This is a genomic window from Xylophilus sp. (genome assembly GCA_009914555.1).
In the GTDB taxonomy this organism is placed as follows: domain Bacteria; phylum Pseudomonadota; class Gammaproteobacteria; order Burkholderiales; family Burkholderiaceae_C; genus WNDY01.
On sequence record WNDY01000034.1, the window covers coordinates 34560 to 50427 of the forward strand.

Genomic DNA, 15868 nt, shown 5'->3' on the forward strand with positions numbered 1-15868 from the left:
ACGCCGCTTCCATCGCCCGGATGCTGGCGATGCCGCGGGCGTCCAGGCGGAATTCATTCAGCTGCGCCCGCCCCGGCGCGGCGCACCACGGCGCTGCCCAGCGTGGTGGCCTGCCCGGCGGCGTTGGTGACCGCCAGCGAGAGGCTCACGCGGTCGCCGTCCACCCCGGCCACGGTGCCGCCGACCGTCAGCGGCTCGTCGGCGTAGGCGCTGGCACGGTTCTGGTACCGGAAGGAGAGCAGCGCGTCCCCCGGGCCCAGCGCGGCGTAGACCAGCTGCAGCATCCAGTCGCCCTGCAGCGGGCCGTCCACCACCAGGGCCGGATGGCCCTCGACGCCGGTGACATAGGCCGCGTCGCAGTGGATGCGATGGGGATTCCAGATGGCGGCGTTGTACAGGAAGAGCTGCACGGCGCTCGCCTGCTGACGCACCGCGGGCAGCGCCTGGCCCGGGCGGGCCTGCGCGAGCATGAAGTCGGCCGGCGTGCTCATCGCGCGATCCTCGTCAGTCGCTCGACCGCCACGGCCTCGCCGCCGGCGCGCTCGAAGCGGTTTTCGATCACCAGGAAGATCAGCGGCCCCTGGCTGCCTTCCTTTTCGTAGATGTCCTTGAGCGTGCGGCGCACCGTGAGCGCGTCGCCGGGGCGGATGGCGCCGAACACCTCGTACTCGCTGCCGCCGGCCATGATGCGCTCGAGGGGCAGTGCGGGAATCAGCGGGTCGTCCGGCGGGTGGCCGTCGGCGCGCAGCTGCGCCAGCGGCGTGATCGGCATCAGCGCGCCGAACAGGAACAGCAGCGGGGCTTCATCGCCGCGGAGGAAGCGCTCCTCGCGCTGCCCGGTCGCGACGGCGTACTTGCGGATGTCGCTGCGCGTGACCTCGAAGTGCAGCGGCTGCAGGCTGGCGCCCTTGCGGCGCAGGATGTCTTCGGTCAGAAGTGCCATCGCAGGCTCCTTTTCGCGGCGTGCGCTAGATGACGCCCAGGCCTTCGAGCGCCCGGTAGCGGTCGTCGTCCAGCCCGAGCCAGCGGCGGTAGACGGCCTCGTTGTCCTGGCCGGCGCCAGGCGCGCGGGCGTCCCGTTCGAGCGTGCCGAGCGAAAGCTTCACCGGGTTGCCGAAGACCAAGAAGCGCCCGCCCTCGTAGCCCACCTCGACCAGCATGTCGCGCGCGCGCAGGTGCGGGTCGGCCACGACCTCGTCGATGCCCTTGATCGGCGACAGCGGGAAGCGGTCGCCGACCATCTCCTCCAGCTCGGCCTTGGTGTGCCGGCCGCACCAGCGGCGCACCGCCGGGTCGACCTTGCGCTCGTAGACGTCCTGCGAGAAGCGCTGCGCCATGGTGGCGGTCTCGGGGTCGTTCTCCATCTCGCTGTCGCCGAAGGTGCGGCAGGCCTCGCGCCAGAACTTGTCGGTGTAGGCGCCGCAGAACACGTAGCCGTCCTTGCAGCGGTAGCGGCCGTAGGGCTTGACGAAGGGATGGCCGTTGCCCGAGGGCACGGTGACCTCGCCGGTCTCGGTGTAGGTGACGATGGCGTTCTCCGTCAGGGAGACGATCGCATCCTGCTGAGACACGTCCACCCGCTGGCCCTGGCCGCTCTTCTCGGCCTCGCGCAACGCCGCCAGCGTGCCGATGGCTGCGAACAGCCCGGCCGAGAGATCGCCCAGCACCGTGCCCACGCGCATCGGCTCTTCCTGCAGGCCGTTCATGGACCACAGGCCGCCGGTGGCCTGCGCGGTGCTGTCGTAGGCCGGCCGGCTGCGGTTGGGGCCGCGCTGGCCGAATCCGCTGATGGCCGTATGCACGATGGCCGGGTTGTGCTGCTTCAGCACCTCGTAGCCCAGGCCCAGCCTGTCCATGGTGCCGGGGCGGAAGTTCTCCATCACCACCTGCGCGCGGGCCACCATGTCCAGGAACAGGCGCCGGCCTTCGGCATGCTTGAGGTCGAGCTTGACAGCCAGCTTGTTGCGGTTGTACTGCGCGAAGAAGCCGCTGACCTGCTGCCTGGACTGCTGCCGGCTGAAGGGCGGGCATTCGCGCGTCAGGTCGGGGTCGCCGGGGTGCTCGATCTTGATCACGGTGGCGCCCAGGTCGGCCAGGACCATGGCGCAGTAGGGGCCGGCCACCACCCGGGTGAGGTCCAGCACCACCACGCCGCGCAGCGCGCCGCGCGCGCGCAGGATGTCCTGGGGATTGTCTTGAAATGGCATATGTCGTCTCAGTCCATGCGTTGTGCGGCCCATGCGCGGCGCCCGCCCCATCGGCGGGCCGCCGCCGGGCCGGGCGCCACCATGGACGGAAGGATCGCGGCCATCACCGCCGGGCCCGCAGTTCCTGCAGCACCTCGAGCGCGCGGTCGGTGCGCACGTCGTGTTCTGCCGCCAGGCGCCGGGCGACGGCGTCGACCTCGCCGCCCACGGCACCGGCCACCAGCGCGATGTTGCGGGCGTGCAGCGCCATGTGGCCGCGCTGGATGCCCTCGGTGGCCAGGGCCCGCAGCGCGCCCAGGTTCTGCGCCAGGCCGACTGCCGCGGCGATCTCGCCCAGGTCCTGGGCCGACTTCACATCCATGATCCGCAGCGCCAGCCGCGCCAGCGGATGGGTCTTGGTCGCGCCGCCCACGAGGCCGACCGGCATGGGCAGCTCGATCGTGCCGACCAGCGCGCCGCTGCGGTCCTTCTCCCAGCGCGTGAGCGAGGTGTAGCTGCCGCTGCGGCTGGCATACGCATGGGCGCCAGCCTCCACCGCGCGCCAGTCGTTGCCGGTGGCCACGATGACGGGGTCGATGCCGTTCATGATGCCCTTGTTGTGCGTGGCGGCGCGGTACGGGTCGATCGCGGCGAAGGTGTAGGCGTCGAGCACGCCTTCGACGATCTCCTCGCCGCTGCGCTCCCGCGTGGCCAGCGTCCGCGGGGTGAGGCGAACGCGGGCGCGCGCCAGCCGCAGGTCGGCGAGGTTGGAGAGGATGCGCAGGCGCACCGAGCCGCCGGTGATCTCCTCCACCAGCGGCGCGACCGACTCGGCCATGGTGTTGACGGTGTTGGCGCCCATGGCGTCGCGCACGTCCACGATCAGGTGCAGCACGATCATGGCGCCGCGCGGCGAATCGGGGAACACATGCACCTCGACGTCCTTGCAGCCGCCGCCCAGGCCGATGAGCACCTTGTCGCGGCTGTTGGCATGCTCGATGATGCGGTCGCGCGCCTGCAGCACGGCGATGCGCGCGCCGTGCGGGTCGCCGATGTCCAGCACCTGCACCTGCGCGCGCATCAGCGGCAGCGTGCTGGAGGTCTGGAAGCCGCCGTCCTCGCGCGCCAGCTTGGCCATGTAGGACGCGGCGGCGACGATCGACGGCTCCTCCACCGCCATCGGCACCAGCACGTCGCGCCCGTTGATGCGGAAGTTGCCGGCCACGCCCAGCGGCAGCTCGAAGGTGCCGAACACGTTCTCGATCATGCCGTCGGCCAGTTGCGCGGGTAGCGCGCCGGGCTCGGCCAGCAGGGCGCGCTCGGCCTGCGACAGGCCGCAGGCCTGGACGAGGAAGTCCCGGCGCTGGGCGGGCGTGAGGGCACGGCAGTTCGGCAGGCGCGAGTCGGCGACCATGGAAGGCATCTCCTGAAATCGATCAATCTGATCGCCGGACTGTAGGCAAGCTGTACCTCCAGAAAAAGGTACAGTTTGCGAGAACAGTACCATCGCACTGCAACATGGACCGCCGCGCCGCGGCGCACCGCACAGGAGGGCAACACATGGCGGCAGGCAAGGGGCGTTCGTCGTCGATCGCCGAGAGGCTGGCGGACCTGATCGGGCAGCAGATCGCCGACGGCGCCTACGGCGCCGGCGACAAGCTGCCCTCGCTGCGCGAACTGGCGCAGCTGCACCGCTATTCCAAGAACACCGTCGTCGCCGCCTTCGACCTGCTCGTGTCACGCGGCGTGGTGGAGCCGCGGCGCGGCTCCGGCTTCTTCGTGCTGGAGACGGCCCGGCGCGCGCAGCGCGCCGACGAGAATGCCGGCCAGCTGGGCCGGGCGATGGACATCGTCTGGCTCATGCGCGAGCAGCTCAAGACCGAGCCCGGCGCCGTCGGCGTCGGCGACGGCTTTCCGCCGGTGGACTGGCTGGCCGACATGCGGCTCGACCGCTACCACCAGAAGGTGGTGCGTACCGGCCTCGGCGCGCTGTTCCGCTACGGCAGCCGCTACGGCTATGCGCCGCTGCGCGACAGCCTGGTGCGCAAGCTCGGCGATTTCGGCCTGCACGCCGCGCCGGGCCAGCTGGTGCTGACGCACGGCGCCAACGACGCGATGGACCTGGTCATCCGCTACTTCGTGCCGCCCGATGCCACGGTGCTGGTGGACGAGCCGGGCTACTACCCGCTGTTCGGCAAGCTCAAGCTGGCCGGCGCCCGCGTGCTCGGCGTGCCGCGGCTGGCCGACGGGCCCGACGTGGCGGCGCTCGAGGCGATCCTGCAGCAGGAGCGCCCGCGCCTGTTCTTCACCCAGTCGCTGGCGCACAACCCGACCGGCTCGGACATCACGGCGGCCAAGGCCTACCGGGTGCTGCAGCTGGCCGAGCGCCACAACCTGCTGATCGTGGAGGACGATCCGCTGGCCGACTTCAAGCCGACCTCGGCGGTGCGCCTGTCCACGCTGGACCAGCTGGAGCGCACGATCTACATCGGCAGCTTCTCCAAATCGTTCTCGGCCGCGCTGCGCGTGGGCTTCATTGCCTGCAACGACGCGCTGGCCAGCGATCTGGCCGACCTCAAGGCGCTGATCCACGTGAGCGGCTCCGAATACTGCGAGCGCATGGTGGACGTGATGCTGCGCGAGGGACACTACGAGCGCCACCTGGTGCGCCTGCGCCAGAAGCTCGGCCAAGCCACGGCGCAGGCGCTGGCCTGGCTCGACCGCGCCGGCTGCGACGTGTTCGCGCGCAGCCCGCAGAGCCTCTACCTGTGGGTGGCCTTCCCGGGCGTGGAGGACTCGCTGCCGCTGGCCGAGCAGCTGCTGGCCCGCAAGGTCACGATGGCGCCGGGCCGCGTGTTCCAGGTCGACCCGTCGGCCGTCTCGCGCTGGTCGCGCTGCAACGTCGGCGCCATGAGCGACCCACGCTTCGCGCAGGCCCTGGCCGGGCTGCCCGCATCCGCGGACCTGTCCATATAGACCCAGGGGTAATACCCCATCGCCAGCATGGATAGCTGCCCATGGGCCTATACCACTTCACTTCACCTTGGCCTTGGCCTTGGCGGCCGCGTCCTCGATGGACAGGAAGCGTTCGAGCAGCGCGAAGAAGCCGTCGTAGAACTTGGCGTCGGTCACCGTCTGGCTCGCGAGCTTGACCATGGCGTCGTCAGACGCCAGCACCGGCAGCGACAGCGAGCCCAGCGCGCCAACGCCCAGCGATGCGTTGTTGTTGACCTTCTTGATGCCATAGCGGTCCTGCAGCGCCGAGGCGAAGGCGATGCTCTTCTCGTCGCCCGGCCCTTCGCGCGCGCAGGTGAGGCGGAATTCGAGTTCGACATGGTTCTCGGCCGCGGGCTGGAAATTCTTGCGCCCTACCACGAGTTCGGCCGTAGCGGTGCTGACCATGTAGCCCTGACTCAGCAGCGCGCGGCGTGCGGCCTCGCAGGCCTGTGCCGGTGAGACCGGGTACTCGCGGGTGTGGGTCTCGGTCGATTCGAAGTCCTCGCCGGCGAACGCGGCCTGGCGCGGCGGCCGGTTGGCGCAGCCGGCCAGAGCGGCCGCCAGCAGCGCGACGACGGCAGTGCGGCGGCAGAGAAGACGGGGATGGAAGGAGTCTCGCATGGTATGCAGGCAGCCGGCCAATATAGCGCCGCCGCGCGGCGCGGGCGGATCAGGCTTGTAAAGCAGCGCCGTCGGTCGCATCCAGCGGCCAGCGCGGCAGCACGCCAAAGCCGTAATCGCGCACCGCCTGCTGCGGGCCGGCTTGCAGGCGCATGGCCGCGGCCATCGCGATCATGGCTCCGTTGTCGGTGCACAGGTGCAGTTTAGGATAGTGCACCCGCACGCCGCGGCGCGCGCAGGCCGCGTCGAGCTGGGCGCGCAGCAGCCGGTTGGCGCCCACGCCGCCGGCCACGACGATGCGGTGCAGGCCGGTCGCGTCGAGCGCGGCGAGCGACTTCTTCACCAGCACCTCGACGATGGCCGCCTGGGTGCTCGCGGCCAGGTCGGCCTTGCGGGCTTCCAGGTCGCCGCCGAGCTTCTTCGCCTGCGTGAGCACCGCCGTCTTCAGGCCGGCGAAGGAGAAATCGAGGTTGCCGCTGTGCAGTAGCGGCCGCGGCAGCTTGAAAGCCTCGGCATTGCCGCCTTCGGCCAGCTTGGCGAGCCAGGGCCCGCCGGGATACGGCAGGCCGAGCAGCTTGGCGCTCTTGTCGAAGGCTTCGCCGGCCGCGTCGTCGATCGTCTCGCCGAGCAGCGCGTAGGCGCCCACACCGTCCACGCGCATGAGCTGGGTGTGACCGCCCGAGACGAGCAGCGCGACGAACGGAAACTCCGGCGCGTCGGCGCTCAGGAACGGCGACAGCAGATGGCCTTCGAGGTGGTGCACGCCGAGCACCGGCCGATCCAGCGCCATCGCGAGCGCGCAGGCCACGCCGGCGCCCACGAGCAGCGCGCCCGCGAGGCCCGGGCCGCGCGTGAAGGCGACGACATCCACGTCGGCGGCCGTCGCGCCGGCCCGCGCGAACACCTCCTCGGCCAACGGCAGGACGCGGCGGATGTGGTCGCGGCTGGCCAGTTCAGGCACCACGCCGCCATAGGCCTGGTGCATCGCGATCTGGCTGTGCAGCGCATGCGCGCGCAGCCGCGGCAGCCCGTTCCCCTGCGTCTCGACCAGGGCCACGCCCGTTTCATCGCACGAAGATTCGATTCCCAGTACCTGCATGTGCGAAGTTTACGCGGGCGCCTCATATACGCCGTCAAACTAAGCTTATCAATAACAATACGTTGATGTTTTATCGATGAAAGACTAACGTCTACCCCTTCCTTTTCTGATCAGACCCCGCGTCCATGCCCATCCGCTTTACCCGCCTCCTGACGGCCGCCGCCGTCTCCACCGCGCTGTCGGCGCCCGCCTTCGCGGCCGAGCCGATCAACGTCGGCTTCTTCTCGCACCTGTCAGGCAACTTTGCCGAATATGGCGCGAGCTTCAAGAACGCGGTGGAACTCTATCTCGACAAGGTCAATGCCGAGGGCGGCATCGATGGCCGCCCGGTTAAGCTGATCGTCGAGGACGACCGCAACTCGCCGCAGGAAGCCGCGACCGTCGCCCGCAAGATCGCCGCCACGCCGGGCGTGGTGCTGGCCATCGGCTCCTGGTCGACCACCGCGTCGCTCGCGGCCGCGCCGATCTTCACCGAGGCCAGGATCCCGCAGATCAGCCCGACCTCGTCGCACCCGGACTTCAGCCGCCAGAGCCCCTACCAGTTCCGCCAGCACAACACCGACGACATCCTGGCGCAGTACAACGCCGACACCATCCACAAGAAGCTCAAGGCCAGCCGCATCGTCATCCCCTACTCGCAGGACGACTGGGGCGTGTTCACCGTCAAGTCCACCTCGGCCGCAATCGAGAAGGACGGCGGCAAGGTGCTGCTGACCGAGGCCGTCATCCCCGGCTCCAAGGACTTCCGCTCGCTGATCAGCAAGATCAAGGCGGCCAAGCCCGACGGTGTGTTCGTCGCGCTGCCCTACCAGGAGGCGTCGATCTTCCTGCAGCAGCTGCGCCAGGCCGGCGTGGACATCCCGGCCGGCGGCGGCATTCCGCTGACCTCGCCCAAGTTCATCGAGCTGGCCGGCAAGGCGGCCGAAGGCACCGTGGTGCACAGCATCTTCTTCGCGGGCGACCCGTCGAAGAAGGCCTTCGTCGATGCCTACCAGGCCAGGTACCACAAGCTGCCGGACCAGTTCGCCGCGCTGGCCTATGACGCCGCCGGCGTAGGCGTGGCCGCGATCCGCCGCGTGGTGCAGTCCGGCAAGCCGCTGACCGGCCAGGCCGTGCGCGACGCGCTGGCCAACGGCCCGGCCTACCAGGGGGTGACCGGCGTCTCGAAGTTCGAGAACGGCAACGTCCGGAAGGACCCGACCTTTCTCGTGGTGCGCGACGGCGCCTTCCAGGTATTGAAGGACTGAAGCCCAGACGCGCGCGGCATCCGTACCCGCGCAGTCGGTCGCCCTCTCCCCGTCGGGGAGAGGGAGGGATGAGGGCAAGGCCGCTGCCCCTCACCCCAACCCTCTTCCGGAGGGAGAGGGAGAAAAAACGAACATCTCCCCAGCCCCATGCTCGAACTCTTCGCCAGCCAGATCGTCAACGGCCTGGCCATCGGCCAGGTCTATGCGCTGATCGCGCTGGGCTTCTCGCTGGTCTTCGGCGTCTCCAACCTCATCAACTTCGCGCAGGGCGCGCTGTTCATGCTGGGCGCGTTCATCGCGTTCACCGGCGTGACGGTGCTGCACCTGCCGCTGACCGCGGCCGCCGCGCTGTCGGTGGCCGCGGTCACGCTGCTCGGCATGCTGCTGGAGCGGCTCGCGCTGCGCCCGCTGGAGAACGCGCCCTACATCGCGCCGGTGCTCTCGACGCTGGCCATCAGCCTCATCATCGACCAGCTCGCCGAGATCATCTGGTCGCCCGAAGGCCAGGCCTTTCCGGTGCCGTTCGAGGAGATCACCTGGTTCTTCGGCTCGGCCTACATCACCAGCACCGACCTGCTGATCTTCGGCTTCGGCGCCGCGGCCACGGTGGCGCTCACGCTGTTCCTCTCGCGCTCCTGGCTGGGCCGCACGCTGCGCGCCACGGCGCAGGACCGCGACGCCGCCGCGCAGCTCGGCGTGCGCACGGCCCACGTCAAGCGCATGGCCTTCGGCCTCGCGGGCGCGCTGGGGGCCTTGAGCGGCATCCTCGTCGCGCTGTACTTCAAGAGCGTGTTCCCGCAGATGGGCCTGCCCTACGGGCTCAAGGGCTTCGCCGCGGCGCTGCTCGGCGGGCTGACCAGCACGCCGGGCGCAGTGCTCGGCGGGCTGCTGCTCGGCATCGTCGAGACGCTCGCGAGCGCCTACGTGGGCGAGGGCTACCGCGATCTGGTGGCCTACACGCTGGTGCTGGTCTTCCTGGTGTTCCGCCCGCCGGGCCTGCTGGGCGACCGGCGGCTCGACGCCTTGGGCGGCGCCGGCGGCGCGGCCGGCGCCATGCCCAGCACCAGCGTGCTGGCCTCGTCGTCGAGCCAGCGCGGTGTGGTGCGTGCGATCGAGCTGCCAGCCTGGGGCTTCGTCGCGATCGGCGCGGCGTTGGCGCTGCTGCCGCTCGTCACCCAGAGCGCCTACCTGCTCCAGGCCGTCGCCTACGGCATGATCTTCGCGCTGCTCGTGGCCAGCGTGACGCTGGTGTCGGGCTCGCTCGGCATCCTGTCGATCGGCCACATGGCCTTCTATGGCGTCGGCGCCTATGCGGTCGGCATCCTGGCGCGCAACCACGGCTGGCCGGCCGAGGCCGCGCTGGCGGGTGCGGCGCTGGTGACGGCCGCGGCGGCCGTGGTCGCTGCCCTGCCGCTGCTCAAGCTCAGCGGCCACACTGCCGCGCTCGGCACGCTCGCGGTCGGCCAGATCGGCTACCTCGTCTTCATGACCTGGCTCGACGTGACGCGCGGGCCGATGGGCTTCATCGGCATTCCGGCGCCCAAGCTGGCGCTGCTCGGCGGGCTCACGCTGTCCACCATCGCGCGGAAGTTCTGGCTGATCGCCGCCGTCGCCGCGGTGGCGCTGGCCGTGGCGCAGCGGCTGCTGGGCTCGGGCATCGGCCGTGTCTGGCGCGGCATCCGTGAAGACTGGCTCGCCGCCCATGCGGCCGGCCTGCCGGTGCGCCGCTACATACTGCTGGGCTTCGCACTGTCGGGCCTGCTCGCGGGTCTGGCCGGCGGCCTGTTCGCCTATGTGCAGAATGTAGTGAGCCCCGAGAGCTTCCGCGTCAGCGCCTCGATCCTGCTGCTGACCATGGCGGTGCTCGGCGGCCTGGGCAACCTGACCGGCGCGGCGCTCGCGGGCTTCGCGCTCACGCTGCTGCCCGAGCTGCTGCGGCCGCTGGCCGAATGGAGCGTGATCGCCTATGGCGTCGCACTGCTCGTCATGCTCCGTATACGCCCGCACGGCTTGCTGGGAGCGCGCTAGCCATGACCACTCCCTCCCGTATCCAGACGAGCGGCCTGCATGTCGACGGCCTGAGCCGCCATTTCAGCGGTGTGAAGGCGGTCGATGGCGTGAGCTTCGACCTCGCGCCGGGCGAGACCGTCGCGCTCGTCGGCCCCAACGGCGCCGGCAAGTCCACGCTGATCCAGCTGCTGAGCGGCGTCGAGAAGCCCACGGCCGGCCGCCTCCTGCTCGACGGCCGGCGCATCGACGGCCTGGCGCCCGAGCGCATCGCGCGGCTCGGCCTGGGCCGCAGCTTCCAGACCTCGCGCGTATTCCCCGCGCTCACCGTGTGGGACAGCGTGCGGCTCGGCACCCAGGCCGGCCTGCTGCGCCGCGCCGGCGGCCGGCTGGCCGACCCGGTCACTGAAGTGCTGGGCGAGCTGCTCGGCCTGCCGGGCTGGCGCCGGCGCCGGGCCGCGGCCGATGCGCGCGCCGAAGCCGCGCTGCGCCGCTTCGGCGACCGGCTCTGGCCGCGCCGCGACCAGCCGGCCTTCAGCCTGTCGTATGCCAACCGCCGGCGGCTGGAGATCGCCCGCGTGCTCGCGTCGCAGCCGCGCTTCGTGTTGCTCGACGAGCCCGCGGCCGGCATGAACCCGAGCGAGACGGCCGAGCTGACCGAGCTGCTGCTGGCGCTGCGCGCCGAGCAGCCCGCGCTCGGCATCCTCGTCGTGGAGCACAAGCTCTCCCTCGTGCGCCGCATCGCCGACCGCGTGGTCGTGCTCAACCAGGGACGCGTGCTTGCGACTGGCACGCCGACCGAGGCGCTGGACCATCCCGAGGTGGTCGAGGCCTACCTCGGACGCTCGCGCACCCGCCCCACCGCATCGGATGCCCACCTTGGCTGATACCGCCCCCCTGCTTTCCATCGACGCCATCGACGTCCACTACGGCGCGGTGCAGGCGCTCTACGGCGTGAGCCTGGACGTACGGGCCGGCGAGGTCATCTCGGTGCTCGGCGGCAACGCCTCGGGCAAGTCGACCACGCTGAAGTCGGTGCTCGGCCTCGTCGCGCCGACGCACGGGCGCATCCTGCTCGACGGCCGCGAGATCCAGGGCCGCGCGCCGGCCGACGTGATCGACCTGGGCGTGGCCAGCGTGCCCGAGGGCCGGCGGGTGTTCCCCGAGATGTCGGTGCACGAGAACCTGCTGCTCGGCGCCTACCCGCGCCGCAAGGAGAAGGAGGCCATCGCACAGGATCTCGACGAGGTCTTCGCCGCCTTCCCGCGCCTGGCCGAGCGCCGCGGCCAGCCGGCCGGCACGCTCTCGGGCGGCGAGCAGCAGATGCTGGCGCTCGGCCGCGCCTGGCTGCGGCGCGGGCGGCTGGTGTGCATCGACGAGCCGTCGATGGGCCTGTCGCCGCGCTTCGTCGACGCGGTCTATGAAGTGCTGTTCCGCTGGAAGGCGGCCGGCCAGACCATCCTGCTGGTCGAGCAGAACGCGCGCATCGCACTCGAACTGGCCGACCGCGCCTACGTGCTGCAGCACGGCCACGTGGTGCTGCAGGGCAGCGCCGCCGACCTCGCGGCCGACCCGGCGGTCCAGAAGGCGTATCTCGGCGCGGCCTGATTCCTCTCCCAGAAAAATGACCCACGCATCTCCCCTCCACACCCTCGACACCGACGTGCTCGTGATCGGCGCGGGCGGCGCCGGCATGAGCGCAGCGATCGCCGCGGCCGGCGCCGGCAGCCGCGTGCTGCTGGCCGACCGCAGCCTGATCGGCCGCGGCGGCGCGACCATCATGGCGCAGATGACGGTGGCCGCCGCGCTCGGCGAGCAGACCGACGACCACTGGCGCCACCACTATGCGGACACGCTCGCGGCCGGCCGCGGGCTGTGCAGCGAACCGCTCGCGCGCATCCTCTGCGAGGAAGGCGTGGACGCGATCCGCCTGCTCGACCGCTGGGGCGTGGGCTGGGCCCGCGCCGACGGGCACCTGACCCAGGCCCAGGCGCCCGGCCACGACCGGCCGCGCTGCGTCTACGTGGACTTTCTCAACACCGGCCCGGCCGTCGCCAAGACGCTGCGCGCCCAGGTCGCGCACACCGCCGGCGTGCAGCGCGTGGGCGATCTGGCCATCGTCGACCTGCTGCTGCACCAGGGCCGCGTGGTCGGTGCCGTCGCGCTGCACCTGGCGACCGGCGATGCCGTGCTGGTCCGTTCCGGCGCCATCGTCATCGCGACCGGCGGGCTCACGCGGCTCTACCGGCGCAACAGCGCCTCGCTCAACATGGGCGGCGACGGCTTTGCGCTCGCGCTGCGGGCCGGCGCGCGGCTGCTGGACATGGAGTTCGTGCAGTTCTTTCCGATCGGGCATCTGGCGCCGCGGCTGGTCGGCTTCGATCCGATCATGTGGGACCCGTTCCGCTACAAGCTCGGCGGCAAGCTGCTCAACCGCGACGGCGAGGAATTCGTCGAGCGCTACGGCAATGCCAGGGAGGCCGGCGGCTACACCACCACGCGCGACGCCGCCACCTACGCCATCCTCAAAGAGGTCGAGGCCGGCCGCGGCAGCCCCGCCGGCGGCGCCTGGCTGAGCTTCCGCCACGTGCCCGAGGCCACGCTGCGCGCGGCCTTCGGCCCGATCATCGACAGGCTCGCGGCCGCCGGCATCGACCTGACCCAGCAGATGGTCGAGGTCGCGCCGACCGCCCACTACCACATGGGCGGCATCCGGGTGGACACCAACCTCGCGACCGACGTGCCCGGCCTCTATGCCGCCGGCGAGGCCGTGGGCGGCGCCAACGGCGCCAACCGGCTGTCGGGCAACGCGATCACCGAGGCCGTGGCCTTCGGCCTGCGGGCCGGCCGCTCGGCCGCGGCCGATGCGGCCGCGCACCCGGCTCCTGCCACCGACGCACTGCGTACGCTGGCCGCACCGGTGCTCGACCGCCTCGCGCCTTCGCCCGCGCAGCCCGGCACGCCCCACTACGCCGCGCTGATCGAACAGCTGCAGGCGGTGATGCAGCAGCACGTCGGCCCGTTTCGCACCGATGCCGGCATCCGCCAGGCGCTGGCCGCGATCGAGGCATTGCGCGCCGCAGCCGGCACCCCGCTGCCCGGCGGCGGCCCGCAGGACCCGGTGCGGCTCGACGCGCTGGACCTGCACAACATGCTGCTGGTGGCCGAATCGGTTGCCCGCAGCGCGCTGGCCCGCACCGAAAGCCGCGGCGCCCACCAGCGGGAGGATCATCCGGCCCAGGACGATGCCGCCTGGACGTTCAACCAGACCATCGCTTGGCGCGACGGCCGCTGGACACTCGCCACCCAGCCGGTCGACCGGCTGCCCGCGGAGGAATTCGCATGACTACGCAAGACACTACGATACAGCTCCGGGTACACCGTGGTAGTGCTCATCAGCCGGGCACTGTAGAGGTATACCCCGTACCCGCCGACGCAGCGGCGTCGCTGCTCGACGGCCTGCGCTGGGTGCGCGCGCACCGCGACGGCACCCTCGCCTTCCGCTATGCCTGCATCAATGCCAACGCCTGCAAGGAATGCATGGTGCGGCTCGACGGCAAGACGGTCTATGCCTGCACCGCGCGGCTGGAGCCCGGCCGCACCTACGAGGTGGCGCCGCTGCCCAACAAGCCGCTGGTGCGCGACCTGGTCACCGAAATCGCGCCGGCCAAGGAGCGCCTGTTTGCTGGAGACGAAACCGATGGCGATTGATGCACCGACCCAAGACAACTTCGTCGTCACCGACGGCGCCGACCGCTTCGCCGTGGTGCGGCCCTGGCAGCGCCCAGGTGCCGACGGCAGCGACGTGCAGGCCATCAGCCAGCTCACGCTCGACAGCCGTGGCCGCGTCTTCGTGCTGCAACGCACGGCGCCCGCGCTGCGCATCTACGCGCCCGACGGCACGCTGGAGCGCAGCTTCCACCACCCGCTGCTGACCAGCGGCCACGGCCTGCATGTGGACGTGCAGGACCGTCTCTGGGTCGCGACCTACGACGCCCACCAGGTGCTGGCGTTCGATGCCGGCCTGCAACTGGTGCAGGCGCTCGGCACCCACAACCTGCCGTCGTGGGAGCGGCCGTTCAACCACCCGACCGGCGTGCACGTCACGCCGCAGGGCCACATCTTCGTGAGCGACGGCTACGGCAATGCGCGCATCCACCATTTCGCGCCGGACGGCAGCCTGCTCCACAGCTGGGGGCGCCCGGGCCGCGCGCCGGGCGAGTTCAACACGCCGCATGCCGTCTGGGTGCTGCCGGACGGTCGCGTGCTCTGCGCCGACCGCGACAACGACCGCATCCAGGTGTTCGACGGCACCGGCACGCTGCTGGCGATCTGGGACGGCCTGGTGCGGCCGATGGCGCTCTGGGCGCCGGCCGATGGCCGCACGGTCTACGTGACCGAGCAGGTGCCGCGCATCGCGCGGCTCGACACGCGCCACGGCCAGGTGCTGGGCCGCGCCCGCGCCTTCGGCATCTATGCCCACGGCCTGGCCGGCGACGCGGCCGGCAACCTCTACGTGGCCGAGCAGGGAACGGCCTCGTTGGTCGCGCAATACCGCAAACTCCCGTCTGTCGACCAAGGCCAGCCTCTTGCCGAAACATGAGTCCGAAGCATCCACCGACCGCTGCCGACGCCGCGAACCATGAACCGGTCCGCATCCTCTCGTCCGCCCACCTGGCCTACGGCCCGCATGCCGAACTGTCGGAGCTGGAGTTCGGTCTGATCATTGCGCACAACGCCTTCAGCCGATGGGTGATGCGCTGCATGGCCGCGGCCGGCGAATCCGACCTGGCGTTCAACGACATCCTGGTGCTGCACCATGTGCACCACCGCGAGCGCGGCAAGAAGCTGGCCGACATCTGCTTCACGCTCAACTACGAAGACACGCACGTCATCAACTACGCGCTCAAGAAGCTCGCCGGCATGGGCTTGGTGCGCGGCGAGAAGATCGGCAAGGAGGTCTTCTACGCGACGACCGACGCAGGCGCCGCGCTGATCGACCGCTTCCGCACCGTGCGCGGCCGCTGCCTGCTGGCCGGCATCGAGGGCGACCTGGCCGACGGCCAGTCCCATTCCGAGGTCGCGCGCCGGCTGCGCATGCTCTCCGGACTCTATGACCAGGCCGCGCGCGCGGCCTTCTCGCTATGACCCCCATACATACCTCCACCGACACCGCCGGCCGCTGGGAATTCTGGATCGACCGCGGCGGCACCTTCACCGACGTGATCGGCCAGCGGCCCGACGGCACGCTGGCCACGGCCAAGCTGCTGTCCGAGAACCCCGGCTGATCTTGCCCCTGATTTACGGACACCTATCTAAGCGACATTGGCCAGCTCGTACTGCTCTGGGCTGAGGTAGCCCAGGGTCGAGTGCAGCCGGATCCGATTGTAGTCAAACACATGAGCCTTGGCCTGCTCCCGTGTGGCGAGGTGTTCACCATGGATGGCCTCGACCTTCAGACTGTGGTTCCAACTCTCCATTGCTGCGTTGTCGTAGCAGTTGCCTCTGGCACTCATGCTGGCGATCAAAGCGTATTGCTCCAACAGGGCGCGGTGCTCGCGCGAGCAGTATTGGCTACCACGGCCAGTATGCACGATCACTCCCCGAGGCCGATTGCGAGCAAACAGCGCCATGCGCAGCGCGTCGCAAACCAGCGTAGCCGTCATGCGCTCAGACATCGACCAGCCCACAACCTTACGCGAATACAGGTC

16 protein-coding genes and 1 pseudogene are annotated in these 15868 nt (G+C 70.6%); 10 read left to right on the forward strand and 7 right to left on the reverse strand.

Features of this window, described 5'->3' with window-relative positions; all coding sequences use genetic code 11:
• Window positions 1-53 precede the first annotated feature (53 nt).
• The 4 genes from GAK38_RS15155 to GAK38_RS15170 all read right to left on the reverse strand — a co-directional run bounded on the left by GAK38_RS15155 (window position 54) and on the right by GAK38_RS15170 (window position 3600).
• Complete coding sequence (locus GAK38_RS15155) at window positions 54-491, reverse strand: hypothetical protein (RefSeq protein WP_325345508.1); 438 nt, start codon at window positions 489-491, stop codon at window positions 54-56.
• Window positions 488-943 carry an FAS1-like dehydratase domain-containing protein gene (locus tag GAK38_RS15160; RefSeq protein ID WP_325345510.1) on the reverse strand — a complete coding sequence of 152 codons (456 nt, stop codon included), beginning with the start codon at window positions 941-943 and terminating at the stop codon, window positions 488-490. Before GAK38_RS15160 ends, GAK38_RS15155 begins: the two co-directional genes overlap by 4 nt.
• A gap of 25 nt (window positions 944-968) precedes the next feature.
• A complete protein-coding gene (locus GAK38_RS15165; RefSeq protein WP_325345512.1) occupies window positions 969-2207 on the reverse strand; it encodes a CaiB/BaiF CoA transferase family protein in 1239 nt (412 codons plus the stop codon).
• Window positions 2208-2310: 103 nt separating this feature from the next.
• The gene (locus GAK38_RS15170) at window positions 2311-3600 is read right to left on the reverse strand and encodes a hydroxymethylglutaryl-CoA reductase, degradative (RefSeq protein ID WP_325345514.1); all 1290 of its coding nucleotides are present in this window, start codon (window positions 3598-3600) and stop codon (window positions 2311-2313) included.
• Between the two features lie 146 nt (window positions 3601-3746).
• Here GAK38_RS15170 and GAK38_RS15175 point away from each other — a divergent pair, with 146 nt between their 5' ends.
• Window positions 3747-5162: an aminotransferase-like domain-containing protein gene (locus GAK38_RS15175; protein ID WP_325345516.1), complete on the forward strand. Its 1416-nt coding sequence runs from the start codon at window positions 3747-3749 to the stop codon at window positions 5160-5162.
• Between the two features lie 57 nt (window positions 5163-5219).
• Here GAK38_RS15175 and GAK38_RS15180 read toward each other — a convergent pair whose 3' ends face one another.
• Together GAK38_RS15180 and tsaD are read right to left on the reverse strand one after the other, a co-directional pair.
• Window positions 5220-5804 carry a DUF2242 domain-containing protein gene (locus tag GAK38_RS15180; protein WP_325345518.1) on the reverse strand — a complete coding sequence of 195 codons (585 nt, stop codon included), beginning with the start codon at window positions 5802-5804 and terminating at the stop codon, window positions 5220-5222.
• A 49-nt stretch (window positions 5805-5853) separates the two neighbouring features.
• Window positions 5854-6903 carry a tRNA (adenosine(37)-N6)-threonylcarbamoyltransferase complex transferase subunit TsaD gene (gene tsaD, locus GAK38_RS15185; RefSeq protein WP_325345520.1) on the reverse strand — a complete coding sequence of 350 codons (1050 nt, stop codon included), beginning with the start codon at window positions 6901-6903 and terminating at the stop codon, window positions 5854-5856.
• Between the two features lie 125 nt (window positions 6904-7028).
• Between tsaD and GAK38_RS15190 the strand changes: the two genes are divergently transcribed.
• The 9 genes and pseudogenes from GAK38_RS15190 to GAK38_RS15230 form a co-directional block, all read left to right on the forward strand.
• Window positions 7029-8150 (forward strand): ABC transporter substrate-binding protein, encoded by a 1122-nt coding sequence (locus tag GAK38_RS15190; RefSeq protein ID WP_325345522.1) that lies wholly within the window; start codon window positions 7029-7031, stop codon window positions 8148-8150.
• Window positions 8151-8297: 147 nt separating this feature from the next.
• Window positions 8298-10178, forward strand: a complete 1881-nt coding sequence (locus GAK38_RS15195) for an ABC transporter permease (RefSeq protein ID WP_325345524.1) — start codon at window positions 8298-8300, stop codon at window positions 10176-10178.
• Window positions 10179-10180: 2 nt separating this feature from the next.
• Window positions 10181-11044 carry an ABC transporter ATP-binding protein gene (locus tag GAK38_RS15200; protein WP_325345526.1) on the forward strand — a complete coding sequence of 288 codons (864 nt, stop codon included), beginning with the start codon at window positions 10181-10183 and terminating at the stop codon, window positions 11042-11044.
• On the forward strand, window positions 11028-11765 hold the full coding sequence (locus tag GAK38_RS15205; RefSeq protein ID WP_443089225.1) for an ABC transporter ATP-binding protein: 738 nt from the start codon (window positions 11028-11030) through the stop codon (window positions 11763-11765). Before GAK38_RS15200 ends, GAK38_RS15205 begins: the two co-directional genes overlap by 17 nt.
• A gap of 16 nt (window positions 11766-11781) precedes the next feature.
• Window positions 11782-13503, forward strand: a complete 1722-nt coding sequence (locus tag GAK38_RS15210) for an FAD-binding protein (RefSeq protein ID WP_325345530.1) — start codon at window positions 11782-11784, stop codon at window positions 13501-13503.
• Complete coding sequence (locus GAK38_RS15215) at window positions 13500-13868, forward strand: 2Fe-2S iron-sulfur cluster-binding protein (RefSeq protein WP_325345533.1); 369 nt, start codon at window positions 13500-13502, stop codon at window positions 13866-13868. Before GAK38_RS15210 ends, GAK38_RS15215 begins: the two co-directional genes overlap by 4 nt.
• Window positions 13858-14760, forward strand: a complete 903-nt coding sequence (locus GAK38_RS15220; protein WP_325345535.1) for a hypothetical protein — start codon at window positions 13858-13860, stop codon at window positions 14758-14760. Before GAK38_RS15215 ends, GAK38_RS15220 begins: the two co-directional genes overlap by 11 nt.
• On the forward strand, window positions 14757-15305 hold the full coding sequence (locus tag GAK38_RS15225) for a winged helix DNA-binding protein (RefSeq protein WP_325345536.1): 549 nt from the start codon (window positions 14757-14759) through the stop codon (window positions 15303-15305). Before GAK38_RS15220 ends, GAK38_RS15225 begins: the two co-directional genes overlap by 4 nt.
• Window positions 15302-15439: pseudogene (locus GAK38_RS15230) on the forward strand (hydantoinase/oxoprolinase N-terminal domain-containing protein); the annotation flags it as partial. The gene GAK38_RS15225 and the pseudogene GAK38_RS15230, both read left to right, overlap by 4 nt.
• A gap of 33 nt (window positions 15440-15472) precedes the next feature.
• Here the strand turns inward: GAK38_RS15230 and GAK38_RS15235 are convergent.
• Window positions 15473-15868, reverse strand: a 396-nt coding sequence (locus GAK38_RS15235; RefSeq protein WP_325345540.1) for a DDE-type integrase/transposase/recombinase, incomplete at its 5' end; no start/stop codon positions are given.

What these genes read in the sequence shown, in the direction of transcription:
- GAK38_RS15190 (WP_325345522.1), top strand. Translation starts at nt 7,029, where the DNA reads ATGCCCATCCGCTTTACCCGCCTCCTGACGGCCGCCGCCGTCTCCACC.
- GAK38_RS15175 (WP_325345516.1), top strand. Translation starts at nt 3,747, where the DNA reads ATGGCGGCAGGCAAGGGGCGTTCGTCGTCGATCGCCGAGAGGCTGGCG.
- GAK38_RS15195 (WP_325345524.1), top strand. Translation starts at nt 8,298, where the DNA reads ATGCTCGAACTCTTCGCCAGCCAGATCGTCAACGGCCTGGCCATCGGC.
- GAK38_RS15200 (WP_325345526.1), top strand. Translation starts at nt 10,181, where the DNA reads ATGACCACTCCCTCCCGTATCCAGACGAGCGGCCTGCATGTCGACGGC.
- GAK38_RS15170 (WP_325345514.1), bottom strand. Translation starts at nt 3,600, where the DNA reads ATGGTCGCCGACTCGCGCCTGCCGAACTGCCGTGCCCTCACGCCCGCC.
- GAK38_RS15225 (WP_325345536.1), top strand. Translation starts at nt 14,757, where the DNA reads ATGAGTCCGAAGCATCCACCGACCGCTGCCGACGCCGCGAACCATGAA.
- GAK38_RS15165 (WP_325345512.1), bottom strand. Translation starts at nt 2,207, where the DNA reads ATGCCATTTCAAGACAATCCCCAGGACATCCTGCGCGCGCGCGGCGCG.
- GAK38_RS15155 (WP_325345508.1), bottom strand. Translation starts at nt 491, where the DNA reads ATGAGCACGCCGGCCGACTTCATGCTCGCGCAGGCCCGCCCGGGCCAG.
- tsaD (WP_325345520.1), bottom strand. Translation starts at nt 6,903, where the DNA reads ATGCAGGTACTGGGAATCGAATCTTCGTGCGATGAAACGGGCGTGGCC.
- GAK38_RS15160 (WP_325345510.1), bottom strand. Translation starts at nt 943, where the DNA reads ATGGCACTTCTGACCGAAGACATCCTGCGCCGCAAGGGCGCCAGCCTG.
- GAK38_RS15215 (WP_325345533.1), top strand. Translation starts at nt 13,500, where the DNA reads ATGACTACGCAAGACACTACGATACAGCTCCGGGTACACCGTGGTAGT.
- GAK38_RS15220 (WP_325345535.1), top strand. Translation starts at nt 13,858, where the DNA reads ATGGCGATTGATGCACCGACCCAAGACAACTTCGTCGTCACCGACGGC.
- GAK38_RS15205 (WP_443089225.1), top strand. Translation starts at nt 11,028, where the DNA reads ATGCCCACCTTGGCTGATACCGCCCCCCTGCTTTCCATCGACGCCATC.
- GAK38_RS15180 (WP_325345518.1), bottom strand. Translation starts at nt 5,804, where the DNA reads ATGCGAGACTCCTTCCATCCCCGTCTTCTCTGCCGCCGCACTGCCGTC.
- GAK38_RS15210 (WP_325345530.1), top strand. Translation starts at nt 11,782, where the DNA reads ATGACCCACGCATCTCCCCTCCACACCCTCGACACCGACGTGCTCGTG.